19 protein-coding genes are annotated in these 25,473 nt (G+C 68.7%); 11 read left to right on the forward strand and 8 right to left on the reverse strand.

The genetic code is table 11. The features are described 5' to 3' along the window. Nucleotides 1-38 precede the first annotated feature (38 nt). From ACEN96_RS21865 to ACEN96_RS21895, 7 genes are all read left to right on the forward strand, one after another. Nucleotides 39-1,196: a flagellar basal body P-ring protein FlgI gene (locus ACEN96_RS21865; protein ID WP_495585145.1), complete on the forward strand. Its 1,158-nt coding sequence runs from the start codon at nucleotides 39-41 to the stop codon at nucleotides 1,194-1,196. Between the two features lies 1 nt (nucleotide 1,197). Next, nucleotides 1,198-2,085 (forward strand): flagellar assembly peptidoglycan hydrolase FlgJ, encoded by an 888-nt coding sequence (gene flgJ, locus ACEN96_RS21870; protein WP_495585146.1) that lies wholly within the window; start codon nucleotides 1,198-1,200, stop codon nucleotides 2,083-2,085. A 43-nt stretch (nucleotides 2,086-2,128) separates the two neighbouring features. Beyond that, nucleotides 2,129-4,105: a flagellar hook-associated protein FlgK gene (flgK, locus tag ACEN96_RS21875; RefSeq protein WP_495585147.1), complete on the forward strand. Its 1,977-nt coding sequence runs from the start codon at nucleotides 2,129-2,131 to the stop codon at nucleotides 4,103-4,105. A gap of 33 nt (nucleotides 4,106-4,138) precedes the next feature. Next, entirely contained in the window at nucleotides 4,139-5,386 is a 1,248-nt protein-coding gene (gene flgL / locus ACEN96_RS21880; RefSeq protein WP_495585148.1) for a flagellar hook-associated protein FlgL, read from the forward strand. 13 nt (nucleotides 5,387-5,399) lie between these two features. Beyond that, nucleotides 5,400-6,545: an EAL and HDOD domain-containing protein gene (locus ACEN96_RS21885; protein ID WP_495585149.1), complete on the forward strand. Its 1,146-nt coding sequence runs from the start codon at nucleotides 5,400-5,402 to the stop codon at nucleotides 6,543-6,545. A gap of 338 nt (nucleotides 6,546-6,883) precedes the next feature. Then, nucleotides 6,884-9,409: a sensor histidine kinase gene (locus ACEN96_RS21890; RefSeq protein WP_495585150.1), complete on the forward strand. Its 2,526-nt coding sequence runs from the start codon at nucleotides 6,884-6,886 to the stop codon at nucleotides 9,407-9,409. A gap of 97 nt (nucleotides 9,410-9,506) precedes the next feature. Further along, a complete protein-coding gene (locus ACEN96_RS21895) occupies nucleotides 9,507-10,133 on the forward strand; it encodes a response regulator (protein ID WP_495585151.1) in 627 nt (208 codons plus the stop codon). Between the two features lie 56 nt (nucleotides 10,134-10,189). Here the strand turns inward: ACEN96_RS21895 and ACEN96_RS21900 are convergent, their stop codons facing one another. After that, nucleotides 10,190-11,842, reverse strand: a complete 1,653-nt coding sequence (locus ACEN96_RS21900; RefSeq protein WP_495585152.1) for a sensor histidine kinase — start codon at nucleotides 11,840-11,842, stop codon at nucleotides 10,190-10,192. 223 nt (nucleotides 11,843-12,065) lie between these two features. Between ACEN96_RS21900 and ACEN96_RS21905 the strand changes: the two genes are divergently transcribed. From ACEN96_RS21905 to ACEN96_RS21915, 3 genes are read left to right on the forward strand one after another with little or no spacing between them, the layout of a single operon-like run. Further along, nucleotides 12,066-12,473, forward strand: a complete 408-nt coding sequence (locus ACEN96_RS21905) for an Hpt domain-containing protein (protein WP_495585153.1) — start codon at nucleotides 12,066-12,068, stop codon at nucleotides 12,471-12,473. An 8-nt stretch (nucleotides 12,474-12,481) separates the two neighbouring features. Beyond that, entirely contained in the window at nucleotides 12,482-14,677 is a 2,196-nt protein-coding gene (locus tag ACEN96_RS21910; RefSeq protein ID WP_495585154.1) for a putative bifunctional diguanylate cyclase/phosphodiesterase, read from the forward strand. 54 nt (nucleotides 14,678-14,731) lie between these two features. Then, entirely contained in the window at nucleotides 14,732-16,654 is a 1,923-nt protein-coding gene (locus ACEN96_RS21915) for a GGDEF domain-containing protein (RefSeq protein WP_495585155.1), read from the forward strand. Between the two features lie 45 nt (nucleotides 16,655-16,699). On the opposite strand, the gene ACEN96_RS21920 is transcribed toward ACEN96_RS21915, so the two are convergent. From ACEN96_RS21920 to ACEN96_RS21930, 3 genes are all read right to left on the reverse strand, one after another. Then, nucleotides 16,700-17,215 (reverse strand): DUF1697 domain-containing protein, encoded by a 516-nt coding sequence (locus ACEN96_RS21920; RefSeq protein ID WP_495585156.1) that lies wholly within the window; start codon nucleotides 17,213-17,215, stop codon nucleotides 16,700-16,702. 90 nt (nucleotides 17,216-17,305) lie between these two features. Further along, nucleotides 17,306-19,060: an Ig-like domain-containing protein gene (locus ACEN96_RS21925; protein WP_495585157.1), complete on the reverse strand. Its 1,755-nt coding sequence runs from the start codon at nucleotides 19,058-19,060 to the stop codon at nucleotides 17,306-17,308. Between the two features lie 830 nt (nucleotides 19,061-19,890). Then, nucleotides 19,891-21,135, reverse strand: coding sequence for a DUF445 domain-containing protein (locus ACEN96_RS21930; RefSeq protein WP_495585158.1), 1,245 nt, complete (start codon nucleotides 21,133-21,135; stop codon nucleotides 19,891-19,893). Between the two features lie 319 nt (nucleotides 21,136-21,454). On the opposite strand from ACEN96_RS21930, the gene ACEN96_RS21935 reads away from it, so the two are divergent. Next, nucleotides 21,455-22,627 (forward strand): Fic family protein, encoded by a 1,173-nt coding sequence (locus ACEN96_RS21935; protein ID WP_495585159.1) that lies wholly within the window; start codon nucleotides 21,455-21,457, stop codon nucleotides 22,625-22,627. A gap of 129 nt (nucleotides 22,628-22,756) precedes the next feature. On the opposite strand, the gene ACEN96_RS21940 is transcribed toward ACEN96_RS21935, so the two are convergent. The 4 genes from ACEN96_RS21940 to ACEN96_RS21955 form a co-directional block, all read right to left on the reverse strand. Beyond that, entirely contained in the window at nucleotides 22,757-23,089 is a 333-nt protein-coding gene (locus tag ACEN96_RS21940; RefSeq protein ID WP_495585160.1) for a hypothetical protein, read from the reverse strand. A gap of 15 nt (nucleotides 23,090-23,104) precedes the next feature. Further along, nucleotides 23,105-23,449, reverse strand: a complete 345-nt coding sequence (locus tag ACEN96_RS21945) for a hypothetical protein (protein WP_495585161.1) — start codon at nucleotides 23,447-23,449, stop codon at nucleotides 23,105-23,107. 386 nt (nucleotides 23,450-23,835) lie between these two features. Then, nucleotides 23,836-24,330, reverse strand: coding sequence for a hypothetical protein (locus ACEN96_RS21950; protein WP_495585162.1), 495 nt, complete (start codon nucleotides 24,328-24,330; stop codon nucleotides 23,836-23,838). Nucleotides 24,331-24,601: 271 nt separating this feature from the next. Continuing rightward, entirely contained in the window at nucleotides 24,602-25,246 is a 645-nt protein-coding gene (locus ACEN96_RS21955; RefSeq protein WP_495588659.1) for a reverse transcriptase domain-containing protein, read from the reverse strand. Between the last annotated feature and the right edge of the window lie 227 nt (nucleotides 25,247-25,473).

Genomic DNA, 25,473 nt, shown 5'->3' on the forward strand with positions numbered 1-25,473 from the left:
ACAATCGGTCACACGAGTCTGGCAACCGTGTGACCGAGATGTACCCCTCCACCTTCCCCCGTTTCTTCCATCGCACCTCTGAAGGCGCCCTCCGCCTGCTGGCCCCCGGCCTGCTCGCGCTGATGGCCCTGCTGTCGATCGCGACGCCGGCCCAGGCCACGCGCATCAAGGAAGTGGCGGCCGTGCAGGGCGTGCGTTCCAACCCGCTGACCGGCTACGGCCTGGTGGTGGGCCTGGACGGCACCGGCGACCAGACCACCCAGGCCCCGTTCACGGGCCAGAGCATGACGGCCATGCTGCAGCAGTTCGGCGTGCTGCTGCCGCCCGGCGTGACCATGCAGCCGCGCAACGTCGCGGCGGTCATGATCACCGCCCAGCTTCCCCCCTTCGCGCAACCCGGCCAGCCGCTGGACGTCGTCGTCTCGTCGATGGGCAACGCCAAGAGCCTGCGCGGCGGCACGCTCATCGCCACGCCGCTGCGCGGCGCCGACGGCCAGGTCTACGCGATCGCCCAGGGCAACCTGATCGTGGGCGGCGCCGGCGCCTCGGCGGGCGGCTCCAAGGTCCAGATCAACCACCTGAGCGCCGGGCGCATCCCCGGCGGCGCGCTCGTCGAGCGCAGCGTGCCCACGCCGCTGCAGCAGAACGAGTGGCTGCAGCTGGACCTGAACAGCTCCGACTTCGGCACCGCGCGCGCCGTCGCCAAGGCCATCAACAGGTCCAAGGGCGAGGGCACCGCGATGGCGGTGGACGGCCGCGTCATCCGCGTGCGCGCGCCGCTGGCGCCGGACGCCCGCGTCGCCTTCCTGGCCGACATGGAGAACCTGGCCTTCGACCAGGAGATCCCGGCCGCCCGCATCGTGATCAACGCCCGCACCGGCTCGGTGGTGATGAACCAGGCGGTCACGCTGCAGCCCTGCGCGGTCGCGCACGGCAACCTGGCGGTGACCATCTCCAGCACGCCGCAGGTCAGCCAACCGAACGCGCTCTCGGGCGGCCAGACCACGGTCACGCAGAAGACCGACATCTCGATCAAGCAGGACCCCGGCTCGCTGATCCAGCTGCCGGCGGGCGCGCGGCTCAACGACGTCGTCAAGGCGCTGAACACGCTGGGCGCCACGCCGCAGGACCTGCTGGCGATCCTCCAGGCGATGAAGAGCGCCGGCGCCCTGAACGCCGAGCTCGAGGTGATCTGACATGGCCCTCTCCACCCCTCTCTCCACCGCCCTCGGCATGGGGGTCAACGGCCTCTCGTCGGACACGCGTTCCGTCGAACAGCTGAAGTCGACCGCCTCGCGCGACCCGAAGGCCGCGGTCAAGGAGACCGCGCGCCAGTTCGAGGCCCTCTTCATGCAGGAAGTGATGAAGAGCATGCGCCAGGCCACGATGAGCAGCGGCATGATGGACAACTCGGCGACCCAGATGGGCGGCGAGATGCTGGACCAGCAGTACGCCGCGAAGATGACCGGCCTGCCCGGCGGCCTGTCGCAGGCCATCGAGCGCCACCTGCAGCGCCAGCTCGGCGTCAAGGACGGCGAGCTGCCCAGCGCCAAGGACGCCACCAAGGTGCAGCAGCTGCCGGCGCTGGCGGTCAAGAACGTGCAGCCGCACGTGCAGGACTTCATCCTCAAGCACGACGGCGCCGCCAAGGCCGCGCAGGCGTCCACCGGCATCCCGGCCAGCTTCATGATCGCGCAGGCCGCGCACGAGTCCGGCTGGGGCAAGCGCGAGATCGTGAACAAGGACGGCTCGACCAGCTTCAACGTCTTCGGCATCAAGGCCGGCGGCAGCTGGACCGGCAAGGTCGCCGAGGTGCCCACCACCGAGTATGTCGACGGCAAGCCGATGCGCGTGATGGCCAAGTTCCGCGCCTACGGCAGCTACGAGGAAGCGTTCAAGGACTACGCCAAGCTGATCAGCGGCAACGACCGCTACCGCGACGTCGTGGCCAAGGCCAACACCGGCAGCGCCGAAGGCTTCGCCAAGGGCCTGCAGAAGGCCGGCTACGCCACCGACCCCGACTACGCGACCAAGCTCGCGCGCACGATCAACACCACGATGCGCGTGCAGCGCGCGCTGGCCTGACCGGGCGACGACGGGCTGACGCCGAAGGACCGAGGAGACCCCCATGAGCACCTCACCGCTGCTGTCGCTGGGCATGCGCGCCATGTTCGCCAACCAGGCGGCGCTGCAGACCATCGGCCAGAACATCGCCAACGCCAACACGCCGGGCTATTCGCGCCAGGAGGTGGTGCTGACGACGCCGGAAGGCCAGTTCACCGGCGCGGGCTACTTCGGCAAGGGCGTCAACGTGGAGACGGTGACCCGCTCCCACAACGAGTTCCTGACCCGCGAGGCCGCGGCCGCCAAGTCGCAGGCCTTCATGGACACGTCGATGCAGGCACAGCTCGGGCAGCTGGAGAAGCTGTTCCCCACCGGCTCGGACGGCCTGGGCCAGTCGGCCAACGACTTCCTGAACGCGCTGGTCGACGTGGCCAGCCGCCCGGCCGACCCGTCGGCGCGGCAGGTGGTGCTGGGCAAGGCGCAGGCGCTGGCCTCGCGCTTCCAGAGCGCCGGCCAGCAGCTGGCCGACCTGCAGTCGGGCGTGGTCAGCGACATGAACGCCGACGTCAAGCAGGTCAATGAACTGGCCAGGCAGATCGCCGCGGCGAACGACCAGATCGCCCGCTCGGCCGGCAGCAGCCACACGCCCAACGACCTGCTCGACAAGCGCGACCAGCTGATCTCGCAGCTCAGCCAGTACGTGCAGGTCACCACCGTGCCCAACAGCCGCGACGGCACCACCGGCGTCTTCATCGGCGGCGGCCAGGTGCTGGTGCTGGGCGGCCAGGCGCAGCAGCTCTCGGTCACGCCCGATCCCTATGACGGCGCGCGCGGGCAGCTCTCGATCAGCGACACCGCCGGCACGCGCGCGCTCGACGAGAGCACGCTGACCGGCGGCTCGCTGACGGCGCTGCTGCGCTACCAGAACACCCACCTCCAGGACGCCCGCAACCTGCTGGGCCAGATGGCGACCGCCGTGGCCACGCGCATCAACGAGCAGCAGAAGCTGGGCATCGACCTGAAGGCGCAGGCCGGCGGTCCGCTGTTCACGATCGCCGATCCGAACGTGCTGCCCGCCTCGACCAACCGCGGCGACGCCAAGCTCTCGGCCACCGTCACCGATGGCTCGCTGGTGCCGGCGCTGTCGTTCACCGTCACGCCGGATCCGACCGGCACGCCGGACAGCTACCAGATCGCGGTCCGCCCGGGCGGCCAGCCGGCGATCATGAGCAACGACCAGATCAAGAAGGCCTATGGCGTCAGCCTGTCGATGACCGGCACGATGCAGCAGGGCGACAGCTTCCTGCTCGAGCCGGTGGCCGGCGCGGCGGGCAGCTTCAAGCGCGCGATGGACGACCCCAGCGGCCTGGCCGCCGCGGCGCCGGTCGTGGCGACCGCGGACGTGAACAACAAGGGCACCGCGACCGTCGATTCGCTGTACGCGGTCAACGAGAAGTTCGACAAGAGCAAGCAGCCCGCGACGGTGCAGTTCGGCACCGTCAACGCGGACAACAGCATCAACTACACCATCACACTGTCGGACAACACCAGCGTCAGCGGCGTCTGGAAGGCCGGCACCGCGATCGGCAACGATCCCGCGGGCGGCGTGGACCTGGGCTTCGAGCTGCGCCTGAACGGCGTGCCGCGCGAGGGCGACAAGATCGGGATGCAGGTCTCGGACGCGGTGGTCTCGACCAACAACGGCAACGCCAAGGCCTTCGTCGCGCTGCAGAGCGAGCCCTTCGTCGGCCGGCAGCTGCAGGCCAACGGCACGCTGACGCGCGGCCAGACCGTCAACGAGGCCTATGCCGCGTCGATGGCCGACATCGGCTCGCGCGTGCAGGGCGCGGACTACCTGGCGCAGGTCTCGACCTCGGTCGCCTCCGACGCCGAGACCACCCGCTCCAGCCAGGCCGGTGTCAACCTGGACGAGGAAGCCGCGCGGCTGATGCAGTTCCAGCAGGCCTACCAGGCCTCCGCCAAGATGCTGCAGACCGCGCAGAGCCTGTTCGATCAACTGCTGAGCATCGTGTCGCGCTGAGCGCCGACCATCTGAACCCCGAGGGACCGAGCCATGCGACTCTCCACCGCCAACATGTTCGACGCCAGCATCTCGACGCTGCAGCGCCGCCAGCAGGAGATGCAGGACGCGCAGCAGCGCCTGACCACCGGCAAGCGCGTCAACAAGGCCAGCGACGACCCGACCGGCGCGGCGCGGGCCGAGCGCGCGCGCACCTCCATCGGCCAGGTCGACGCCAGCCAGCGCGCGCTGGACGCCAGCCGCAACAGCATGACGCTGGCCGAGAGCGCGCTGGGCGACGCCAACGAGCTGATGCAGCAGATCCGCGAGACCGTGGTGGCCGCCGGCAACGCCAGCTACAGCGATCCGGAGCGCCAGGGCCTGGCGACCAAGATCCAGGGCCTGCGCGACCAGCTGCTGGCCATCGCCAACCGCGGCGACGGCGCGGGCGGCTACCTGTTCTCGGGCCAGGGCACCTCGGGCGTGCCCTTCCTGGACAACCCGGTGCAGCGCGACGCGTCGGGCAACCGCGTGGGCGGCGGGGTCGGCTTCGAGGGCGTCTCGGGCAACGTCACCACCGGCAACCTCGAGAACTACCCGCTCAGCGTCGACGGCCGCATGGCCTGGGAGCAGGCGCGCTCGGGCAACGGCACCTTCGTGACGGGCCCGGCGCCCAACGCGCTGACCGGCAAGGCCTCGACCGGCTACATCGACTCGGGCCGCGTCACCGACCCGGCGCAGGTCACCGGCGACAGCTACAGCATCGTCATCAGCGGCGCGGCGCCGTCGCAGACGTATACGGTCTTCAATGAATCGCAAGGCCATGTCCCGGTCGCGAGCGACAACTACGCCGCCGGCAACACCATCAAGTTCGCCGGCATGGCGATGACGGTGGCGGGCGCGCCGTCCGACGGCGACACCTTCACGGTCAAGCCGTCCACGGCCGACCTGAAGGTCTTCGACGTGCTGGACCGCACCATCGAGTCGCTGAAGAAGACCGGCCGCACCGGCCCCGAGATCACGCAGGACAACCTGATGAACCTGCGCGACCTGGACGCGGTGGTGGGCAACCTGACCAACGTGCGCAGCCAGGTCGGCGAGCAGATGAACAACCTGGACGGATCGGAATCGCGGCTGCAGACGCTCAAGGTTTACAACCAGGCTGAGCAATCTGCCGCAGAGGACCTGGACATGACGCAGGGCATTTCCGATTTCCAGAACCAGCAGACGGGCTACGATGCGGCGCTGAAGACCTACTCGATGGTGCAGCGCATGTCGCTGTTCCAGTACATCAACTCCTGATGCGCCGATCTGCATGAACTCCACACACGCCGTGCTGGGCCAAGTGGCCCTGGGGTACGCGCCCCTGGTTTCCAAGTCCCTCGAGATCGAGGCCACCCGCGTCACGGTATTCGCCCTTCGCCCGGAGGGGACCCCGGCCGCGGGCGAGCTGCTGGCGGCGCTGGCCGATGCCTTCCCCGCCAAGGCGGTGCTGCTGAACGTGGCGCACGAGGGGCTGCTCAAGGGCCTGCTGGCCACGGCGCTGCCGGGCAACATGAAGATCGAGGTGCCGGCCTTCCTGCTGTCGGACGCGGAAGTCGCGTCCCAGGCGCAGGCGCGCGGCGCGCTGCTGAAGGGCCGCTCGGACGCGGCCGGCTTCAAGCAGGTCGTGCTGGACCTGCAGGACCTGAGCAGCGGCCCGCTGCCGGCGGGCAAGTCGGTGCTGGTGTCGGGCGCGCGCAGCGCGGCTGATTTCAAGCAGGCGCTGGACGCCGGCGCGGCCGGCGTGCTGGGCTGGACGGTGCACGGCGAGTTCGAGGCCCCGGCCGCCCCGGTGGCGCGCAACGACGCGCAGGCCGACCTGCAGGTGATCGTCGAGCTGATGTCGCGCGTCGACCAGGGCGAGGACGTCGAGCGCCTGGAGCAGACGCTCAAGCGCGATCCGAGCCTGGCCTTCAAGCTGCTGCGCTACATGAATTCGGCGGCCTTCGGCCTGTCGGTGGAGGTGTCGTCCTTCCGTCACGCGATCATGCTGCTGGGCTACGCGCGGCTGCGCCGCTGGCTGGCGCTGCTGCTGGCCACGGCGAGCAAGGACCACGCGATGCGCCCGGTGATGTTCGGCGCGCTGCGCCGCGGCCTGGTGATGGAGGAACTGGCCAAGGGCATGTCGGACTCGGAAGTCCGGGACGAGATGTTCATCTGCGGGCTGTTCTCGCTGCTGGACCACATGCTGAAGCAGCCTTTCGACAAGCTGCTGCAGTCGATCCCGGTGCCGGAGCGGGTGCGCCAGGCGCTGGTCGACAAGACCGGGCCGTATCACGGCTACCTGCAGCTGGTGCAGGCGATCGAGAACGAATCCGGTCTGGACGTGCGTGAGGCGATGGACTCGCTGATGCTGGGTCCGGACGAAGTCAACCACGCGGTGCTGCGCGCGCTGGACAAGGCGGCGCAGCTCGAGTGAGCGCCGCGGATGCGGCGACCGAGACACGTCCACCCTCACCCCCGCCCTCTCCCGCCCTGCGGGAGAGCAACCGTGTCAAGCGCTGCTGCTGACCAACTCCCTCGCCCCCCGCGAGGGGGGAGAGGGTGGGGGAGAGGGGGTGCTTCGAAGGGCAGCAGCGCTGTGACACGAGCCCCCTCTCCCCTCCCTCTCCCCGCTGGGGCGAGGGGGTTTACTACGACGTCCGGCTCTTACCCCATCGCCCGCTTGCGGGAGAGGGAGTCAGAGGGACTGCGCTCTTCCACCGCCGCACGCCTCAGTCGACATCGCCATAGCGAGCTTTTTCATACACTCGCGGCGTGTCGCCTCAACTTCCCCTTGCCTCCCCTGATCTCGACGCGCTGCGCGCCCTGCTGACGGCACGCGGGCTCGAGCTTCCCGGCCTGCTCGCCGGCCTGTGGGATGGATCCTGGCCGGCCTTCGTGCTCGACGCCAAGGGCCAGGTCTTGCTCGCCAACGCGCGGCTGCAGGGCCTGATGGGCGAGGTCTCCCTGAAGGGCCAGCGCCTGCTTCCCAGCGGCAAGGCGCAGGAGCTCCGCCTGGTCGACGACCAGGGCCGCGAGCATCTGCTGCAGGCCTGGGTCCATCCGCTGGAAGGCGGCCTGGGCCTGGCGCTGCTGCAGGACCACAGCACCGAGCTCGCCGCGCGCGAGCGCGCCGACCGGATGCAGTCCGAGATCGACCAGTGGCTGGACCTGTGCCCGCTGCCCGCGCTGATGCACGACGACCAGGGCCTGCTGCTGCGCTTCAATGCCGCGTTCTCGGCGCTGTGCCGCCGCCTGAGCCCGCAACTGCCGATCAGCCTGCATGAACTGCCGCCCGAGTGGCGCGACCTGCTGCACGCGAAGGCGCCCGAATCCGGCCAGGAATCGCAGCGCAACGCGCTGCTCGCGCCGCCCGGCGACCGCCGGCGCTGGATCCGCGTGCGGGCCAGGCGTCTGAGCGGCCCCTGGGCGCGGCCGCGCATGCTGGTGATGCTCGAGGACCGCAGCGCGGAGCAGGACCTGGAGCTCGCGCAGCAGCAGCTGCAGACCTTGATGGACACGGCGGGCGTGGGCCTGGCGACCTTCCAGGCCGAGGCCGGCTGGTCGCGGCCCGGCGTCGACGGAGCGCCCGCGAGTCCGGCCTCCGCCGCCGACGGCCTGAAACCCGCGCCCGCGCTGCAGGGCGTCAACCGCGACATGGTCGAGCCCGACTCGCGCGCCGAATACGAGAAGCTGCAGCTCGCGCTCAAGCAGGCCGCGCCGGCGGTGGCGCGCTACGCGGTGCGGCATCCCGAGCATGGACTGCGCTGGCTGATGACGCGGGTCGAGATCGGCCAGCTCGCCTCGGGCCAGAAGACGACCTCGGTGCTGACCGTCGACATCACCGACCACCAGCAGGCGCAGGAGCGCAACGAGCTGCTGCAGCACTCGCTGCAGCTGCAGACCGAGCGCGAGCGCGCGGTGCTGGACTCGGTGCTGGTGGGCATCGTGACGGTGGGCCGCGAGGGCATCGAATGGATGAACCGCTCGGCGCGCCGGATGTTCGGTGGCGACCTGCCGGAGTTCGCCGGCCAGCCGATCAGCAGCGTCGCGACCGACGCGCCGGACCATCCGTTCCGGCAGACGCATTACCTGGACGACCTGCCCGAGGGTCAGGCCGAGACCTTCGAATGCCGGGTCGTGGCGCGTGACGGCCGCGAGTTCTGGGTGGTGGGCAACGCGGTGGCGACCGTCGGGCCGGATGGCGCGCGGCAGCTCACCTACGCGCTGCTGGACATCGAGCGCCGCCGCCAGGCCGAGGCGCAGAGCCTGCAGGCGCAGGCCTCGCTGCACCGGATCATCGAAGCCGCGCCGATCGCGATCAGCCTGCACGACGCGCGCACGCTGCAGGTGCGGCAGATCAACCAGGCGGCGGCCTCGCTGGCCGGCCGGCCCGAGGAAGAGCTGCTGGGCGCGACGCTGGAGGCGCTGTTCGGCGCGGGCGAGGAAGCGGCGACGATCCGCGCGGACATGGAGTTCGCGCTCCAGAGCAACGAGGTGCTGCAGCGCGAGTACCGGCTGACGATGCGCGGCCAGGCGCGGATCTGGGACGTGCGGCTGCTGCACCTGGCGGGCGTCAACGATGCCAGCGGCGAGCTGGAGCCGGAGCAGCTGCTGATGGTCGCCAGCGACGTGACGCAGCAGCGCGCGCAGGAGGCGGCGCGGCTGGAGGCGGCGATCGCGCAGCGCGAGCTGCTGGTGCGCGAGGTCCATCACCGGATCAAGAACAACCTGCAGGGCGTGGCGGGCCTGCTGCAGCAGATCGCGGCGCGCCGGCCGGAGGTGCGGGGCGTGATCAACGAGGCGGTGGGCCAGGTGCAGGCGATCGCGCAGGTCTACGGGCTGCAGGTCGGCATGTCGGGTCCGCTGCGGCTGCGCAAGGTGGTCGAGGCGGTGATGGGCTCGGTGCAGCGGATGTTCGGGCGCGAGATCCTGGTCGAGATCGACGGCGCGATGGCCGAGCAGTCGCACCGCTGGGGGCTGCCCGAGACCGAGGCGATCCCGATCGCGCTGACGCTCAACGAGCTGTTCACGAACGCGCTCAAGCATGGCGGCCAGGCGCCGGTGCGCTGCGAGTTGCGCTTCGATCCGGAGCAGGTGCTGCTGCGCATCGTCAACCAGGGGCGGTTGCCGGCGGGTTTCGACCTGGCGCAGGTGCGCGGCGGCGTGTCGGGCCTGGGCCTGGTGCGGGCGCTGCTGCCGCGCCGCAGCGCGCTGCTCGGGCTGACGCAGGACGGCGATCAGGTCGTGTGCGAACTCAGCCTGTGGCCGCCGGGGGTGCAGCTGCTCGAGGCCTTGTGACCACCCGAAACCGCTCCCGCGGGCTGACGGCCCTGGACGCGGCATTTCGGTGACAATCCTCGGTCACCCTCCGGGGAGCCTTGGATTCGGGAGCAGCGTGGATAGCGTAAGCAAGGACGTCGGCGCGAGCGGCAAGGGCCGCATCCTGGTCGTGGACGACGACCGGCTGGTGCTCGCCACCCTGACCCATGGCCTGGCCCAGGCCGGCTACGAAGTGCTCGACGCCGACAACGGCGACGACGCCATCCTCATCGCCCGCCAGCACCGCCCCGACCTCGCGCTGCTGGACATCCGCATGGAAGGCATGACCGGCTTCGACGTCGCCGGCTACCTGCGCGACTACCTGCAGCTCCCCTTCATGTTCCTGTCCGCCTTCGCCGACGAGGCCACTGTCGCCAAGGTCAAGGAACTCGGCGCCCTGGCCTACCTGGTCAAGCCGCTGGACATCCACCAGATCGTCCCCGCCGTCGAGGCCGCCTTCGCCAACCGGCCCGCCCGCCTGGCCGCCACCTCCGCTCCGGCCGCCACGCCCGACGCCGATGCCGCGGCCTCGCTCGGCATGGTCGAGGCCATGGCGCTGGGCGTGCTGATGCACCGCTACTCGCTCACGCGCGCGCAGGCGCTGTCGCGTCTGGAACGCATGGCCGCAGAGCAGAAGATCGATCTCGGGGAACAGGCCCGCCGCGTCGTCGAGGCCGTCGAGCAGCTCGCGCTCGGCAGCTGAGGCCCTCGGCAGCTCAGGCACTCGCCAGCGGAGGCAAGCCGGCGCACAGCGGCGGCTCAGCCCGGCAGCGTGAAATAGAAGCGGGCGCCCTGCCCGACCTCGGACTCGGCCCAGATGTCGCCGCCATGCCGGCGCACGATGCGCCGCGCCGACGCCAGCCCGACCCCCGTGCCCTGGAAATCGCTTGCGCTGTGCAGCCGCTGGAACACGCCGAACAGGCGATCGGCGAAGCGCATGTCGAAGCCCGCGCCGTTGTCGGTGACGACGTAGACGCGTTCGCCCTGGCGCTGCTCGGCGTCGAAGCGGATCACCGCCTGCTCGCGCTTGCTGCTGTACTTCCAGGCATTGCCGATCAGGTTCTCCAGCACCATGCGCAGCAGCGTCGGATCGCCCTGCACCCGCAGGCCCGGCTGGACCTGCGCGTCGACCTCGCGCGCGGGAGCGCCGCGGCGAAGCTCGTCCACCACCTGCGCGGCCAGCAGCGACAGGTCCACCGTCTCGTGCCGCAGCGCCTGCGACGACAGGTGCGACAGCGCCAGCAGCGAGTCGATCATGCTGTGCATCCGCGCCGACGCGCCCAGCACCCGGTCAAGGTGGTCGTTGCCGGCGCGATCCAGCAATCTGCCGTAGTCCTCCTTGAGGATGCGGGTGAAGCCCTCGACCACGCGCAGCGGCGCGCGCAGGTCGTGCGACACCGTGTAGCTGAACGAGGCCTGGTCCGCGCGCGCCTGCTCCGCCGCCTGCATGGCCAGCGCCGCGGGCACCGTCTCGACCGCGCCCTGCGGCCACAGGCTCAGCAGCGTGCCGCCGCCGTGCGGCAGCGCCGTCAGGCACAGCCACCACGCGCCGCAGGCGCTGCCCGACTGCAGGTCCGGCTGCGCGAGCGCCTGGCGCAGCTCCTCGGGCAGGCGCTCCTCGCAGGCGCGCCACGACTGGCCGCGCGCCTCGGAGCCGCCCATCATCTGGCTGGCGGCCTCGTTGAAATCGATCAGCCGCGTCGACGCGCCGGCCTCGCCGCTGAGCAGCCACGCGGGGCCCGGCAAGGCCTGGAGCCAGTCGGTGGGCAGCGCGCCCGGCGCCGCGGCGTCCGGCGCGGCCAGCAGCGCCGGCGCCTCGTCGAGGGCGCGCGCCGCGCCGACATAGCCCGCGAAGCGGCCGGCCGCGTCCGTGGTCGCCTGCGCCCGCAGCTCCCAGCGGCGGCCCTGCGCGTCGACGACGCGCAGCCGGTCGAAGGACTGGCCCGGCTCGACGCGGCGTCGCACGTCGGCGGCTTCCGGGGCCCCGGCGTCCTGCGCAGCGTCGAAGCGCTCCCACAGCCGCTGCGTCACCGCGCCATGGACCGGCGTGCCGGCCCAGCTCGAGGCCGGCGCGCCCTGCGGCGCCTGCCAGCGGACCAGGTGATGCTGCGCGTCGGTCTGCCACAGCCAGTCGGACTGCAGCTGCGTCAGCGAGTGGGCGTGCTGGCGGCTTTCGCGCAGCAGCTCGCCGAACTGCGCCCGCGCCAGCCGCACCGCCAGGTGCCAGGTCAGCGCCGCCACGACGATCGTCAGCGCCGCGCCCGCCGTCACGGCGGTCAGCACCAGGCCGGGGCCGCTGGGCTCGATGTTCAGCGCCAGCAGCAGGAGCAGGATCACCACGGCCAGACCCAAGGCCAGCGCGGCGCCCTTCCATGGCCGCCGGCGAGCGGCGGCTTCCCCCAACCTGTTCATGCGGGCCATTGTATGTAGCCCTCACCGCCGCCTCACCGAGGATTCACCACCACCTCACGCCCCGAGGGACGCGCCGGCGCGACACCCAACCCGGGACTTACCCCGAGCGGAGGCCCCAAGAACACCAGAATTGACTCCTTTTTCGCGCGCTCCCATCCTCCCGGTGAACGACAATGGCCCCGCAACTCCGCGTGGAAGCTCCGCGCGGCGCCATGATCAGAAGATGTCCTCAGACCACCCCACGACCATGCCCTCCCGGACGCAGCCCGAACCCGCCGTGCTGGACGATCAGGCGCTCGCCCGTCTGCGCGAGCTGGATCCCGAGGGCGTGAACCATCTGCTGGAACGCGTCGTGGCGGCCTTCCTCAAATCGCTGAATCAACAGGAGCAGGTGCTCGCGCAAGGCCGCGACGCGCCGCGCGACCTCAACGGCCTGCGCCATGTGGCGCACACGCTGAAGTCGGCCGCGGCCAGCCTGGGCGCGGTGGTGCTGTCGCAGCGCTGCGCCGAGATCGAGGCCCTGGCCCGCGCCGGCCGCGAGGAAGGCCTGCCCGACCTGATCCGCACCGTCCTGGACGACATCGCCGCCGCCCGGCTGGCGATGCAGCAACTGGTGCGGCCCTCGCGATGAGCCGCGACGTGAAGGAAGTGGATCTGATCGAGCGGCCACGCGTCCTGCTGGTCGACGACGACCCGGTCAACCTGATGCTGATCGAGGCCGCGCTGCAGGAGCACGGCTTCGAGGTCACCGCGCTGACCGGCGGCCAGCAGGCGCTGCAGCTGGTGACGCAGTGGACGCCCGAGCTGATCGTGCTGGACGCGCTGATGCCCGACCTGGACGGCTTCGAGACCTGCGAACGGCTGCGCGCGCTGCCCGGTTTCGAGAACGCCCCCATCCTGATGCTGACCGGCCTGGATGACGAGGCCTCCATCAACCGCGCCTACCAGGCCGGCGCGACCGACTTCTTCGTCAAGTCCACCCAATGGCGGCTGCTGGCCGGCCGGCTGCGCTACATGCTGCGCAGCGCGCGCACGCGCCAGGAGCTCGAGCGCAGCAAGTCCAAGCTGGCGCGCGCGCAAGACCTGGCCCGCATGGGCAGCTTCGAATGGCAGACCGGCCACGGCTTCAAGCTGGCCAACGAGGCGCTGCGCGTGTTCGGCCGCGGTCCGGCGGATCCCCTGGACTTCATCGGCGTGATGCGCATGGTGCCGCGCGAGGAGCGGCTGCTCTTCATGCGGCTGCTGCGCGACGTCGTCGCCCACAACTCGGTGCTGGTGACCGACCTGCCGTTCACGCTGCTGGACGGGCGCAAGCGCGTCATCCACATCGAGGCCGAGCCCGAGTTCAACGAGCACGGCAACGCCTGCGGCTACACCGGCGTGATCCAGGACGTGACCGACCGGCGCATGGCCGAGGACCGCATCCGCGAGCTGGCCAACTTCGACGCGCTGACCGGCCTGCCCAACCGCCGCCAGCTGATGTGGCGCGCCGAGCGCGCCATCGAGGCCGGCCGCCGCATGGGCCACGAGGTCGGCCTGCTGCTGATCGACCTGGACCGCTTCAAGGTCATCAACGACACGCTGGGCCACGCCGCCGGCGACGACCTGCTGATGGAGGTCGGCCGCCGCCTGCGCAGCTGCGTGCGCCACAGTGACCAGGTGATGGAGGGGATGCTGGAGTCGGTGGGCACGCGCTCGCACCGCACGCTGGAGGCGGTGGGCCGCCTGGGCGGCGACGAGTTCGTCGCGCTGCTGCCCGAGGTCGGCGACGAGAGCGATGCCGAGCGCGTCGCCGGCCGTGTGCTGGAGGCGCTGCGCGAGCCCATCTTCATCGCCGGCCAGGAATGCTTCGTGACCGCGTCGGTCGGCATCGCGCTGTATCCGCGCGACGGCCTGACGATGGCCGACCTGCTGCGCAACGCCGACGTCGCGATGTACGCGGTCAAGAACCAGGGCCGCAACGCCTCGGCGCTGTACTCGCCGATGCTGGCGGGCCGCGGGCGCGAGAAGCTCGAGCTCGAGTCCGCGCTGCACAAGGCGATCGAGCGCGACGAGCTGGTGCTGCACTACCAGCCCAAGATCGACGTCCGCACGGCGCGCATGGTCGGCGCCGAGGCGCTGATGCGCTGGCGCCGCGGCAACACGCTGGTGCCGCCGGGCGAGTTCATCCCGCTGGCCGAGGAGACCGGCCTGATCGTGCCGCTGTCCGAATGGGCGCTGCGCGAGGCCGCGCGCCAGGCCAAGGTCTGGCAGCTGAACTTCGGCTTCAGCGAATCGATCGCGGTGAACCTGCCCAACCGGCTGTTCGAGCGCTCGGACCTGGTCGAGCACATCCACCAGTTCGTCAGCCAATGGGGCGTGCCGCACCGCGCGATCCAGCTCGAGATCACCGAGACCGGCCTGATGAAAGACCTGCAGAGCGTGATCCCGTCGCTGCACCGGCTCAACGAGGTCGGGGTCGAGATCTCGATCGACGACTTCGGCACCGGCTACTCGTCGCTGGCCTACCTGACGACGCTGCCGATCTCCGAGGTGAAGATCGACCGCAGCTTCGTGCGCGACCTGGGCATCACGCCGCAGAGCTCGGCGGTGGTCACGGCGATCATCGCGCTGGCGCGCTCGCTGGGCCTGCAGGTGATCGCCGAGGGCGTCGAGACGCTGCGCCAGATGGAGGTGCTGCGCCGGCTGGACTGCAGCCTGATGCAGGGCTTCCTGTTCAGCAAGCCGCTGCCGCCGGACGACCTCGAGCGCTGGCTGGCGCAGACGGTGCTGCCGCGCAAGGCGCCCTGGATCCTGCCGACGTCCGACGCCGGCGACGAACTTCCGACGCGCTGACGCGGCCCGGCCGCGATCCGCAGCGCCCTTCCACGTTTCACCACGCCCCGACCGATGCCGCAGCAGCCTCCCGCTCTCCTGGCAAAAGCGGCCCTGCGCCGGCTGGCGCTGGACAAGCTGGAGCCCACCCCCGAGAACTACGCGCGCGCCTATGCGCAGGAGGCCGGCGAGCCGGCCCGCGCCGCCGCGGGCGGTGCGCTGCCGGAGCGCGCGCAGGCCTCGATCACGCGGCTGCTGGGCCTGGCGGTGCCGGATCCGCAGCAGCGCCAGGGCTATGCCGCGCAGATGCGCGAGGGCCGCTGGGATGAGCTGCAGCGCGCGCTCGAAGCGTTGCAGCAGACTCACGGGCCGGGCGCCCAGGCGGAGCAGCTGGCGCAGCTGGTCGAGAAGCTGATGCGCGGCCTGGAGCGCGGCGGCCGGCAATGGACGCTGGCGCGCAAGAAGGACGGCGTGCTGCGCGTGCTGCAGAGCAACCGCAGCGACCCGCAGCGCCTGACGCTGCGGCTGCGGCAGCTGGTGACGAGTTGGGACGGAGACACCGGGGACTCGCGCGTCGAGACGCAGCCGGCGCCGCTGGACGAGCTCGCCGCGACCCCGGGCACCGCGAGCGCGCAACCGGACGACGACGATGCGGACGAGGGCACGCCGACGCAGTTCTTCACCGACGAGGAGAACGCGCAGCCGCCCGCCGAGCCCGGCGCGGAGGCTGGGGCCTCGGCCGAAGGCGGCCGCTACGGCTCGCTCGACACGCTGATGGGCGGCGCGGCGGCCACCGGCCCGGGGCTGCAGTCCTGGCCCGAGGTCGGCACGCACCTGAACGGCACCGTGCGTCACGCGCTGGCCTCGGACGACGCGCGCGCGAAGGAACTGATCGAGGAACTCGGCGTGGCCCATGCCGAGCTGGTGCGCGGCGGCGCGACGCCGGAACGCGCGGCGCAGATGGACGCGCTGTGCATCCGCGCGCGGCGCTGGCTGGATCACCGCAACCACGCGTTCAACGAGCTGGGCAAGCTCTGCGGCGAACTGACCGGCAGCCTGGCCGACCTGGCCGAGGACGACTCCTGGGCCCAGGGCCAGTGCGAGGCCATGGGCCAGACGCTGGCGCAGGGGCTGACGGCGCGCAGCGTGCGCTCGGTCAGCGAGCTGCTGCACAACACCCGCGAGCGCCAGCACAGCCTGCGCGAGGAGCGCAGCCGCGCCCGCGACGCGCTCAAGGGCCTGATCAACCGCATGCTGCAGGAGCTGGGCGAGCTCGGCCAGCACACCGACCGTTTCAGCGACAGCGTCGGCAAGTACGCCTCCGTGATCGAGCAGGCGGATTCGCTGGAAAGCCTGGCGGGCGTGGTGCGCGAGATGGTCGAGGAGAGCCGCAGCGTGCAGTCGCTGGTGCAGACCACGCAGGGCCGGCTGCGCGACGAGCACGATCGCGCGACGCAGCTGGCCGAGCGCGTCGAGCAGCTCGAGGGCGAGCTGCGCAAGCTCTCCAGCGAGGTCCAGACCGACCAGCTGACGCAGGTCGCCAACCGGCGCGGCCTGATCGCGACCTTCGAGACCGAGCGCGCCAAGCTCGAGCGCGAGCCCAAGCCGCTGGCGCTGGCGCTGCTGGACATCGACAACTTCAAGAAGCTCAACGACAACCTGGGCCACGCGGCCGGCGACGAGGCGCTCAAGGCGCTGGCGGCACGGGTGTCGGGGCTGCTGCGGCCCGGCGACAAGGTCGGGCGCTGGGGCGGCGAGGAGTTCGTGCTGATCCTGCCGGAGGCGCCGCTTGATGAGGCGCAGGCGGTGCTGCTGCGGCTGCAGCGCTCGCTGTCGGCCAGCCTGTTCATGCACGAGGGGCGCGACGTGTTCGTCACCTTCTCGGCCGGCGTGACGCTGTTCCGCACGGGCGAGACGATGGAGCAGGCGCTGGACCGCGCCGACGAGGCGCTCTACGAAGCCAAGCGCACCGGGAAGAACCGCGCCTGCGTGGCCTGAGGCAGCCTCCCCAGCCGCGTCATCCGCCGCGTCATCCGCGGGCCGTCAAGCCTTGATGCACTTGCGCACCGTGTCCACGGTGCGGGTCGTGATCTGCTTGCCGAAGGTCTTCTCCAGCATGGTCATGAACAGCGGCCCCTGCTCGTTGGGCAGGTAGTGGCTGAAGACCTCGACGCCGTCGAGCTGGAGGATGGCCGCGTCGTTGCCGCGCAGCGGCAGCTCGACCGCGCCCTCGTGCGGGCGCTTGAGGAAGGTGATCAGGCGCTTGGCGCCGGCCGGCGGATCGAAGGCCTCGTGCACGTCGGCCTCGACGACCCGGACCAGGTGCTCCACCGGCCGCACCGTGGTGCCGAAGCTCTTGCCCAGCGTATCCGTCATCGCCTGCTCGGCGCGGCGCTCGAGCTCGTCGACCGGCGCGCCCTCGTGATCGAACACGACATTGCCGCTGGAGATCACCGTCTTGACGCGGGTGAAGCCGGCGGCCTCGAAGGCGCGGATCAGGTCCGGCATCTTGGCGTTCATCGGGCTGACTCCGCGGAGGAAGGCGACGTATCGGGGCATGACGGACTCCACAAGGACGAACGGAAGGGAACGAGCGCCGGAGTCTAGAGGACGCCGGCGCTCGCCGCGGGGGTCATGCCCGTCCCGGGCTCAGAGGACGTGCAGGCCGTCGGCGGTGCGGATGAGGATGGGGTCGATGGCGGGGAGGTTCCACAGGTCGACCATGTACTTCTGCCCGCCGTTGCCCGTGATGGCCAGCTCCACGCCCATCCACCCCTCGCCCCGATTCCACTTGCTCACGGCATCGCCGATCTTCTGGCCGGCGCCAAGCGTCAGGAGCTGGCTCAGATCGAGGACATCGTGCTGCGCGCTCGAGAAATTCGTGACGATGACCAGCCCGACGTTGGCGCCGATTTCGACCAGGAAATCGTCCTGGCGATCGGTACCGATCATCATCGGGTCCAGGCTCGATCGCAGCACCGGCTGGCGCCCATCGGCGTCCGCCTTCGTGGTCACGAAGGCGCGCAGCGGCGTTGACAGCGCGCTCGTGTTGCCGGCCAGGTCCGTCTGGCGGGCTCCGAAGATGAACCATTCGCTGGACGGGGGCGGTGTGACGGTGGGATTGATGCCGGTGGTCTGGGTGCCGGAGTAATGGTTGCCATTGATGCTCCCCCACCAGCTCGCACCGGCCTCCAGGCCGCCGATGACCACGGTGCCGTCGGCGGTGATGAAGTCGGAGGCGCTGGCGCCCGTATCGTTCTTCAGCCACAGCTTCGGCGCATTCGCGACGCGGTCCAGTTCGAAGCGCAGATGGGTGGGCTCGCTGCGATTGCCGGCCGCATCGATCTGCACGACGTCGACCCAGTTGACGCCGTCGCCGCCGTAGGCCGAGTTCTCGATCCGCATCGAGTCGTCGCCGTCGAACCAGGTGTCGCCGCTGGTCGCGACGCGGTACTGCCAGCGGTGGCCGGGCGTGAGGCCGGAGACCTGGATCGTTGCGTCCTGCGTGATGCCGTCGCTGGCGCTGGCGCCGGTGTCCTTGAGCAGCGTCAGGCCGAGTTTGGACGGCGGCGTGCGGTCCAGCTCGAAGGTGAAGCGCTGCAGCGTGCCGTTGCCCGCGCCGTCGTACACGCGCAGTTCCACCCAGCGGGCGCCGTCGGGCAGGCCGTCGGGCATCGGCACGATCTGGTCGCCCGGGCCGCTGCCCGAGCCGAAGTGGCCGGTGTCGAAGGTGTAGCTGAAGGTCTGGCCGGGTGCCAGCGTCAGCGCGAGCCGCGCGTCGTTGGTCAGCCGGTCGGTGCCGCTCAGGCCGCTGTCGTTGACGAGGCGGACGGCGACCGGACCGTCGCGCTGGGTGTCGAGGACGAATTGCAGGGTCTCGGTCTGGCTGAGATTGCCGGCGCTGTCGGACTGACGCACGTGGACGACCTTGGCGCCGTCGTGGTCGCCGAAGAAGCCGGGCTCGACGCGTCCGTCTCTGCCCTCGAACCAGGACAGGCCGTCCATGCTGTAGTGCCACTTCGCGCCGGGGATCAGGTTGCCGACCAGCACGGTGGCGTCGCGGGTGATGCCATCGTGCAGCGAGATGCCCGCCGGATCCGCGAAGACGGACGCGCCGGTGTCCTCCTCGAGGCGGAGCGTCGGCCTGGGGGCGGAGGTCAACAGCGTGAACTCGAGCGTGCCCGTGTCGCTGTCGTTGCCGGCGGCGTCGGTCTGGCGCACCAGGACCCGCCAGTCGCCGTCATGGGCGAAGGCGGACGCGGGGATCGCGGAGTTCTTGCCGCGATGCCAGCTCTGACCGCCGTCCAGCGAGTAGTGCCAGATCGCGCTCGCCTCCAGGCCGGAGACGAGCACGGTCGCGTCGCGGGTCACGCGGTCGAAGCCGCTGGTGCCGGTGTCGTCCATCAGCGCCAGGACGGGCGCGGCGGGCGGGTCGGTGTCAGGGACCGGATCGGGTTTCGGATCCGGCTTGGGATCTGGGTTCGGGTCGGGCTTCGGATCTGGGTTGGGGCCGGGGCCCGGGTCTGGTTTCGGATCCGGTGTGGGGTCGGGCTTGGGGTCCGGCTTTGGATCAGGCGTGGGATCGGGCTTGGGGTCCGGTTTCGGATCGGGCTTGGAGCCCGGGTCGGGGTCCGGCTGGGGCTGAGGCTGAGGCTGAGGCTGAGGCTGGGGCTGGGGCTGGGGCTGTGGCTCGGGTTGCGGCTCGGGCTCGGGAGTTGGCGTTGGCTTCTCTTCGGGCTTGGGCCTGTCGGGCGCCGGCGGGTCCGTGGTCACCGGCATCGCCGACGAGGAGCCGCCGCCGGCTCCACCGGCCACGGCACCGATCCCCAGCAGGCCCAACCCGGCCCAGAGCCACGAGCTGGAGCGCTCCTCGTTCGGCGGGCCGGCATCGCCGGCCACAGCTGCGGGGGCGGAGGACGACGCGACGTCGGCATCGACCGGCTTGACGGCATCGGAGGGCTGGGAGGGTTCGTCGGCGTCGTCGCGGCGGCGACGCGGTCCGGCAAGGGCGGCTTGGGTGGATGTGAGATCGGCTCGTTCCGGTGAACGGGCGACGGGGGCGGAAGTGGATCGATGAGACATGACGTGAGGCCGCTGGCGACTCGAATGAGGGAGCGGCCAGTCTCGTCATGTCAGGCTCCGCCTTCGATAGCCGAGGGGAGTCAAGTCTTGCTGCGCCTTCCACTCGATTAAGTAGGAAAGGGGCGAGAAATGCTGGAAGACGTCAGTCTCAGTCAACGCTGCGCTAGCAAGGTCACCGCATAAAGCAGCACGCCGATGACACCGCCCACCAGCGTGCCGTTGAGGCGGATGAACTGCAGGTCGCGGCCGACGCTGAGCTCGATCTGGCGCACCAGGCTGCGGTCATCCCAGGACTTGACGGTGGCGGCGATGTGGCGCGTGACGCCTTCGCGCATGCCGCCGACCAGCCGCGCCGCGGACGACAGCACATGCTCGTTGATCGCCTGCAGCAACGCCGGATCGCTGCTCAGGCGCTCGCCGAGCGCGGCGAGCGAGCGATCCACGTGCCGAACCAGCACCGAGTCGTCGCGGCGCAGATCGGCATCGACGCTCGCGCGCACCTCGGTCCACACGCCGTCGAGGTAGGCGCGGACGTCGTCGCTCTGCACGATGCGGTCCTTCAGCGCGTTGATCTCGCGCGCGAACTCGGGGTCTTCGCGCAGGCGCTGGACGAACTCCTGGATCCAGGCGTCGAACTGGCGTCTCACCGAATGGTCCGGCTGCGAGAGCGCGGTCTGCACCTCCTCGACCAGCTGCAGCGCGAGCTTGTCGGAGAGGCTGTCGGCCATCTTGTCGACGTTGGCGATGGTGTCGACCAGCGAGGTGGCCTTGGGCCATTGCGCGCGCGAGAACTTCACCAGGCGCGCGGCGACCAGCGCGCGCACCTCGGGCGTGGAGAGGTAGTCGCGCAGCTTGGCGAGCGCGCCGTCGAGCACGTCCTGATGGCGGCCGGACTGGGTCATGACGTCCAGGACCGCGGCGGCCGTGCCGGTGGCGTTCCAGGACAAGGCGCGCGCGACCAGGAACTCGCCCAGCGCGCGGCGCACGGCCTGCTCGTTCAGCAGCGACAGCGCCTCGAGCGCCATCGCGCGCAGCGAGCCGGTGAGCTGCGCGAGGTTGGCGGGCTCGCGCAGCCATTGGCCCAGGCGCTCGGCGGGGTTGAGGATCTCGAGCTTCTGCAGCAGGACCTCGGGGTGGAGGAAGTTGTCGCGGACGAAGTTGGCGAGGCTGTCGGCGATGCGGTGCTTGCCCTGGGGGATGAGCGCGGTGTGCGGGATGGGCAGGCCGAGCGGATGGCGGAACAGCGCGACGACGGCGAACCAGTCGGCCAGGCCGCCGATGGCGGCGGCCTCGCAGAAGGCCTTGAGCCAGGCCCAGGGGCCGGCGGCGCCCATGGCCAGGCTCAGCAGCAGGCCGGCGAGCGAGGCGAGCAGACAGCCCAGCGCGACGAGCTTCATCCGGCGGAGATCGGCGGCGCGAGGGTCGGAAGGGTCCGGGGCAGAGATCAAGGGCATCGGCGACGGGGCGGCAGGCGCGGTGCCTGGGCAGGCGGCTGGCGGACGGGGCGATGGATGAGCTTGTATCACCGCAGGCCGTGAAACGGAGCGGGCGCCGATGGTCGGCTCATTCAACTTGCGACAGGCGGCTGTTCAACATACGCTTGAGCGACATTCAACTTGTTCTATCGCATAGACGTCCATAAGTCATTGTCAATAAATGGAATTTAGAAATACATTAAACATGTGACCAGACGCGATTTGACTTCCACCACACATCATGGCGACGTTCGTTGATCATCCGCTGCGCTTGCTGAATCCAAGCTTTTCATCGCCGCTGCTCGACGTGCTGACGGATCTGGAGCATTTGCGACGACTGGAGATCAAGGCAACGACGCATCCAACGGTGTTCGTTCAGCTCAAGCAGGTGTTCCACCTCCTCGAGAGCTTGGCGTCAGCCCGGATAGAGGGCAACCACACGACGTTGGCTGACTACGTTGAGACCAAGTTCACCTCCCCCTCCGCTTCTGCTCCCTCCGAGCCAGAGGCGGATTCGTTGCGAGAGATCGCGAACATCGAACTTGCCATGGACGAGATCGAAAGCGCCATCGCGCCGGGAGCTCCCATCACCGAGCATTTTTTGCGCGGACTGCACGCGATGACCGTTGACGGCCTGGAGCGGGAAGGCGACAAGACGCCCGGCGCCTACCGGACCGGAACAGTGGGCATCGCGAAATCGGAACATGCGCCTCCCGAGGCCGTTCAGATCGGAGCCTTCATGCAGGAGCTGGTCGGGTTCGTCAACCGCGAGGACCAGCGCAAATACGACCTCATGAAGGTCGCGCTGGCGCACCACCGCTTTGCGTGGATCCACCCGTTTGGCAACGGCAACGGCCGCGTCGTGCGCCTGTTCACGTATGCCTTGCTGATCAAGTACGGCTTTCGGGTGAGCGCCGAAAGCGGACGTCTATTGAACCCGGCCGCGGTGTTCTGCGCCGATCGCGAGAAGTACTACGACATGCTGTCTCGGGCGGATACCGGGACGGACCAGGCGCTCGAAGCGTGGTGCACCTATGTGCTGGCCGGCGTCCGGGACGAAATGCACAAGGTGGACCGTTTGGCTGACCACCGAATTCTCAGCACGGAGATTCTGTTGCCGGCCTTGTCCCATGCGCGGACCCGCCAACTGATCACGGCGCGGGAGGAAGGCATTCTGAAGGTGGCGATCAGCGCAAAGGTCATGAGATCTGCGGACTTGGCCGAGGCCATGCCCGGGTTGACCGGCCAGCAGCGTACGTATCAGATCCGCAAGTTGTTGGCCAGCGGAATGTTGCAGCCGACGCGCCCCGACGCGCGTCAATACACGATCGGATTCAGCAATAGCACGCTGCTGCGAGGCGTGATCAAAGCGCTGACAGATCGCGGATTCATTCCGAGTGCTGTAGCGGCTTGATACGGTCACCACGTTGGCGGCAGCGAGTGGGCCAGCTCACCCAATATGCGCCGGCGTCCCATGATGCCTGGGGGAAAAATTCTCGATCGACGGCGCTATGCGACTCAGCGGAACTCGAGTACTCATAGCTCAGCGGAATGGGAGTGGCCTGAACGGGAAATAGCTTGGGCCACACCGATCGCAGTGGCGGCCCAGCAGCGCCCCGAGAGCTATTCCCATCACGCTGAGCGTCCCGACCGACGCGACTTCTCCCCACTGACCAAACATCATCGTCCCACCTAGAAACGACTCGCAAAACGAGGATGCAATACGTGCGAGGCCCTGAACGCACATTGCCGAACCGGCAACTGCCGCGATCACGTCGATCAACCGGCGGCGAATGGGCCAGAGGACCCAATATGGGCCGGCGGCCATGATTCCCGGCAGCAAGTAGAAAAACAATTTCTTGAACATCATTTCCATGACAGCCGCTCCAGCTCAACGGAACTCAAGAAACCAAGGGTAATAGTCATACCCCAAATCTGTCCTGCCCTTGCAAAACCGCCCCACCCAGATCCCAATCACCAAGCCGCAGCCACACAAGGCCACCATCTTGCAGTCTGCCCCATAAGCTCCGAACACCCAATTGGAGTTCGAGAAGAGCCGACTGATCTCCGCAGCGATGTCACCGAACGCTTGCATGAGCAGGACAAAGTATGACAGTGTGGCGATGTAGTCGCCAGAACCGCGCGCAACGGGCCAGACGGTCCAATACGAGATGGCAAACGCTATCCCGGGCAGCAGAAAGTGCAGTACCGCCTTGACTGAATCAACGAATTCCATCGTCCACTTCCTTGAAGAGCTCCATTCACCGGAGGTGATTGACCTGTTCTGTGGAGAATCGTACGCCGGGCGTCGGCTTCGCTCAATTACAAATCAAAGTGTTGAGCTCAGTGAAATCAGTAGTGCTTGAATACGACGCCATATAAGGTCTTGCTGACCGTCAAGGCATGCGGCGGAAGCGCCACGGAAATTGGAGCCAGTTGATAGCAGCACTTTGTCAATCTTCAGATTGATGCCTGCTATCCAAAATGACCTATTCACACTCCAAAACGAAACGAGTGCCTCACGCTCCCCGCGTGGGCACTCGTTTTCTTTTAGCGGCCGGATTCGTCGTCGCTTGGGACGGTGATGGCTCTTCGATATGAGGAAGGGTCTGCGCGCTGCCATTACGCCGGCTGCGCGCTGCTGCGGAGCTGGAAGTTGTTCTCCTGGACGGCGGCGATCTCGATCACCGAGAAGAAGCTGGTTGCCTCGTGAATCAGGTCGACAACCACATCCCGGAAGTGGCTGTTGGGGCCGAGGCGGACCTCCATCGGAACATCAAACTCCTGCACCAGCGCAGTGATATAGGTCAGACGATTTCGGACGTTGGCTATCGCTTCGCCGACCGAAGTCGAGCGGCTGAGGACGAGCGGCCGCGCATGGCCGCGGCCGGGCCGGGGCGATTCATAGCGATAGGGGTTTCCGGCGGCAGCGCGAAGGACCTCAAGAGTCCAGTCGCTGGAGGTTTCGAGAGGCTTGCGCTCCAGGAGGGGAACGCGCGGAGTGGTATCGCCCGCCTCGCGCTTTTGCCACTCGATTTCGTGCTTCTCGTTGGCGAGTTGCTCGGAGATGGCGAAGCCTTCCTTTGCAACGGTGTCCATGAACTTCTCGGTCAACATGATCAGGTTCCTTCAATTAACAGCAGTTGAGGGATACCCATCCAAAGCATCCAATGCGGAGGGTGGGCGAGATGTCAAAACACGCAACGCGAACGTGCGACCTTCCTCACGGAGAAGTCCATCTCGCCCGAAGAACGGAGCAATGAGAGGTCACCAGACGGTGACACGTCGCGCTGAGTGTTTTGAGCACCTGAGACAAATTATTGCCCTCGAGCCCCAAACTGAAAATTACTCAGACCTCTAGCAAACTTGATCGAACCCACCGAAGTCTCTAGTTGCCCCCACTTGAATCCGTTGGTTGAACCTCGTTGATATTATTAAAACCGTAGCGCCGCAAGAGAACTCGGACCGCATCGCCATCAATGGCATGCGCGAATGCGAGGCGCCCACGCAATGTGGCGTACTTTTCCGCGGGGAGAAGGCCGGTCGACGCCTTATGCAGAAGTAGCCGGAATTCACGCTTCATGCGCCGCCCCACGGAAGCCTCCCCTTCGTTCGTCAACGTCAGCCCGACCAGTGATCGCCGGTGCCTTTTTGAAACATGCACCGTCTTCTCCTCATTGACCGTCAGCCCGAGATACGATAAACGGCTCAATTCCCTTTTCACTTGCCCTTCGACCCCTCGCAACACATCGCGCTCCATTGTCGAAAAGGCCAAATCATCTGCATATCGGGTGTATCGAACGCCGATCCCGGAACAGAATTCACTGATTGCGGCGTCAAATTCATGAAGCACGAAATTTGAAACCAACGGAGAACTGGGTGCGCCGATTGCAAGATGGAATCGGCCGCTTCCCGAGTCGAACTTCGTCAGAATCCTCCCGAGGATCCAACGCTCGACCTCTGAGTATTCTGTCTCCGCACAGAGCCGATGCGCGATCGCCCCGATGCCGATACGGGAAGAAGTCCTTGAAATCCATCTTCAAGAGATACCGTCCTTCCGCGTGGGGCCGAGCATGGTCCACGATGGAATACCCTTGCCGATACGCGGTAGCGGCAGGATGGATATGAAGGTGATTCATCTCAAGGTCCACCACAAGCCGTTGGAGGTACTTCACCTCACTCCGCGGCTGGGCGATTTCCCTGGTTCCACGGCCGTGCCGCTTGGCGATGTGATGGGTCTTATAACGAGCACACGCAGTG

It is taken from the genome of Roseateles sp. Mitsp63 (assembly GCF_059491535.1).

What these genes read in the sequence shown, in the direction of transcription:
- ACEN96_RS21950 (WP_495585162.1), bottom strand. Translation starts at nt 24,330, where the DNA reads ATGTTGACCGAGAAGTTCATGGACACCGTTGCAAAGGAAGGCTTCGCC.
- ACEN96_RS21935 (WP_495585159.1), top strand. Translation starts at nt 21,455, where the DNA reads ATGGCGACGTTCGTTGATCATCCGCTGCGCTTGCTGAATCCAAGCTTT.
- ACEN96_RS21885 (WP_495585149.1), top strand. Translation starts at nt 5,400, where the DNA reads ATGAACTCCACACACGCCGTGCTGGGCCAAGTGGCCCTGGGGTACGCG.
- ACEN96_RS21945 (WP_495585161.1), bottom strand. Translation starts at nt 23,449, where the DNA reads ATGGAATTCGTTGATTCAGTCAAGGCGGTACTGCACTTTCTGCTGCCC.
- flgK (WP_495585147.1), top strand. Translation starts at nt 2,129, where the DNA reads ATGAGCACCTCACCGCTGCTGTCGCTGGGCATGCGCGCCATGTTCGCC.
- ACEN96_RS21940 (WP_495585160.1), bottom strand. Translation starts at nt 23,089, where the DNA reads ATGGAAATGATGTTCAAGAAATTGTTTTTCTACTTGCTGCCGGGAATC.
- ACEN96_RS21915 (WP_495585155.1), top strand. Translation starts at nt 14,732, where the DNA reads ATGCCGCAGCAGCCTCCCGCTCTCCTGGCAAAAGCGGCCCTGCGCCGG.
- ACEN96_RS21865 (WP_495585145.1), top strand. Translation starts at nt 39, where the DNA reads ATGTACCCCTCCACCTTCCCCCGTTTCTTCCATCGCACCTCTGAAGGC.
- flgL (WP_495585148.1), top strand. Translation starts at nt 4,139, where the DNA reads ATGCGACTCTCCACCGCCAACATGTTCGACGCCAGCATCTCGACGCTG.
- ACEN96_RS21905 (WP_495585153.1), top strand. Translation starts at nt 12,066, where the DNA reads ATGTCCTCAGACCACCCCACGACCATGCCCTCCCGGACGCAGCCCGAA.
- ACEN96_RS21925 (WP_495585157.1), bottom strand. Translation starts at nt 19,060, where the DNA reads ATGGACGACACCGGCACCAGCGGCTTCGACCGCGTGACCCGCGACGCG.
- ACEN96_RS21920 (WP_495585156.1), bottom strand. Translation starts at nt 17,215, where the DNA reads ATGCCCCGATACGTCGCCTTCCTCCGCGGAGTCAGCCCGATGAACGCC.
- flgJ (WP_495585146.1), top strand. Translation starts at nt 1,198, where the DNA reads ATGGCCCTCTCCACCCCTCTCTCCACCGCCCTCGGCATGGGGGTCAAC.
- ACEN96_RS21930 (WP_495585158.1), bottom strand. Translation starts at nt 21,135, where the DNA reads ATGAAGCTCGTCGCGCTGGGCTGTCTGCTCGCCTCGCTCGCCGGCCTG.
- ACEN96_RS21900 (WP_495585152.1), bottom strand. Translation starts at nt 11,842, where the DNA reads ATGAACAGGTTGGGGGAAGCCGCCGCTCGCCGGCGGCCATGGAAGGGC.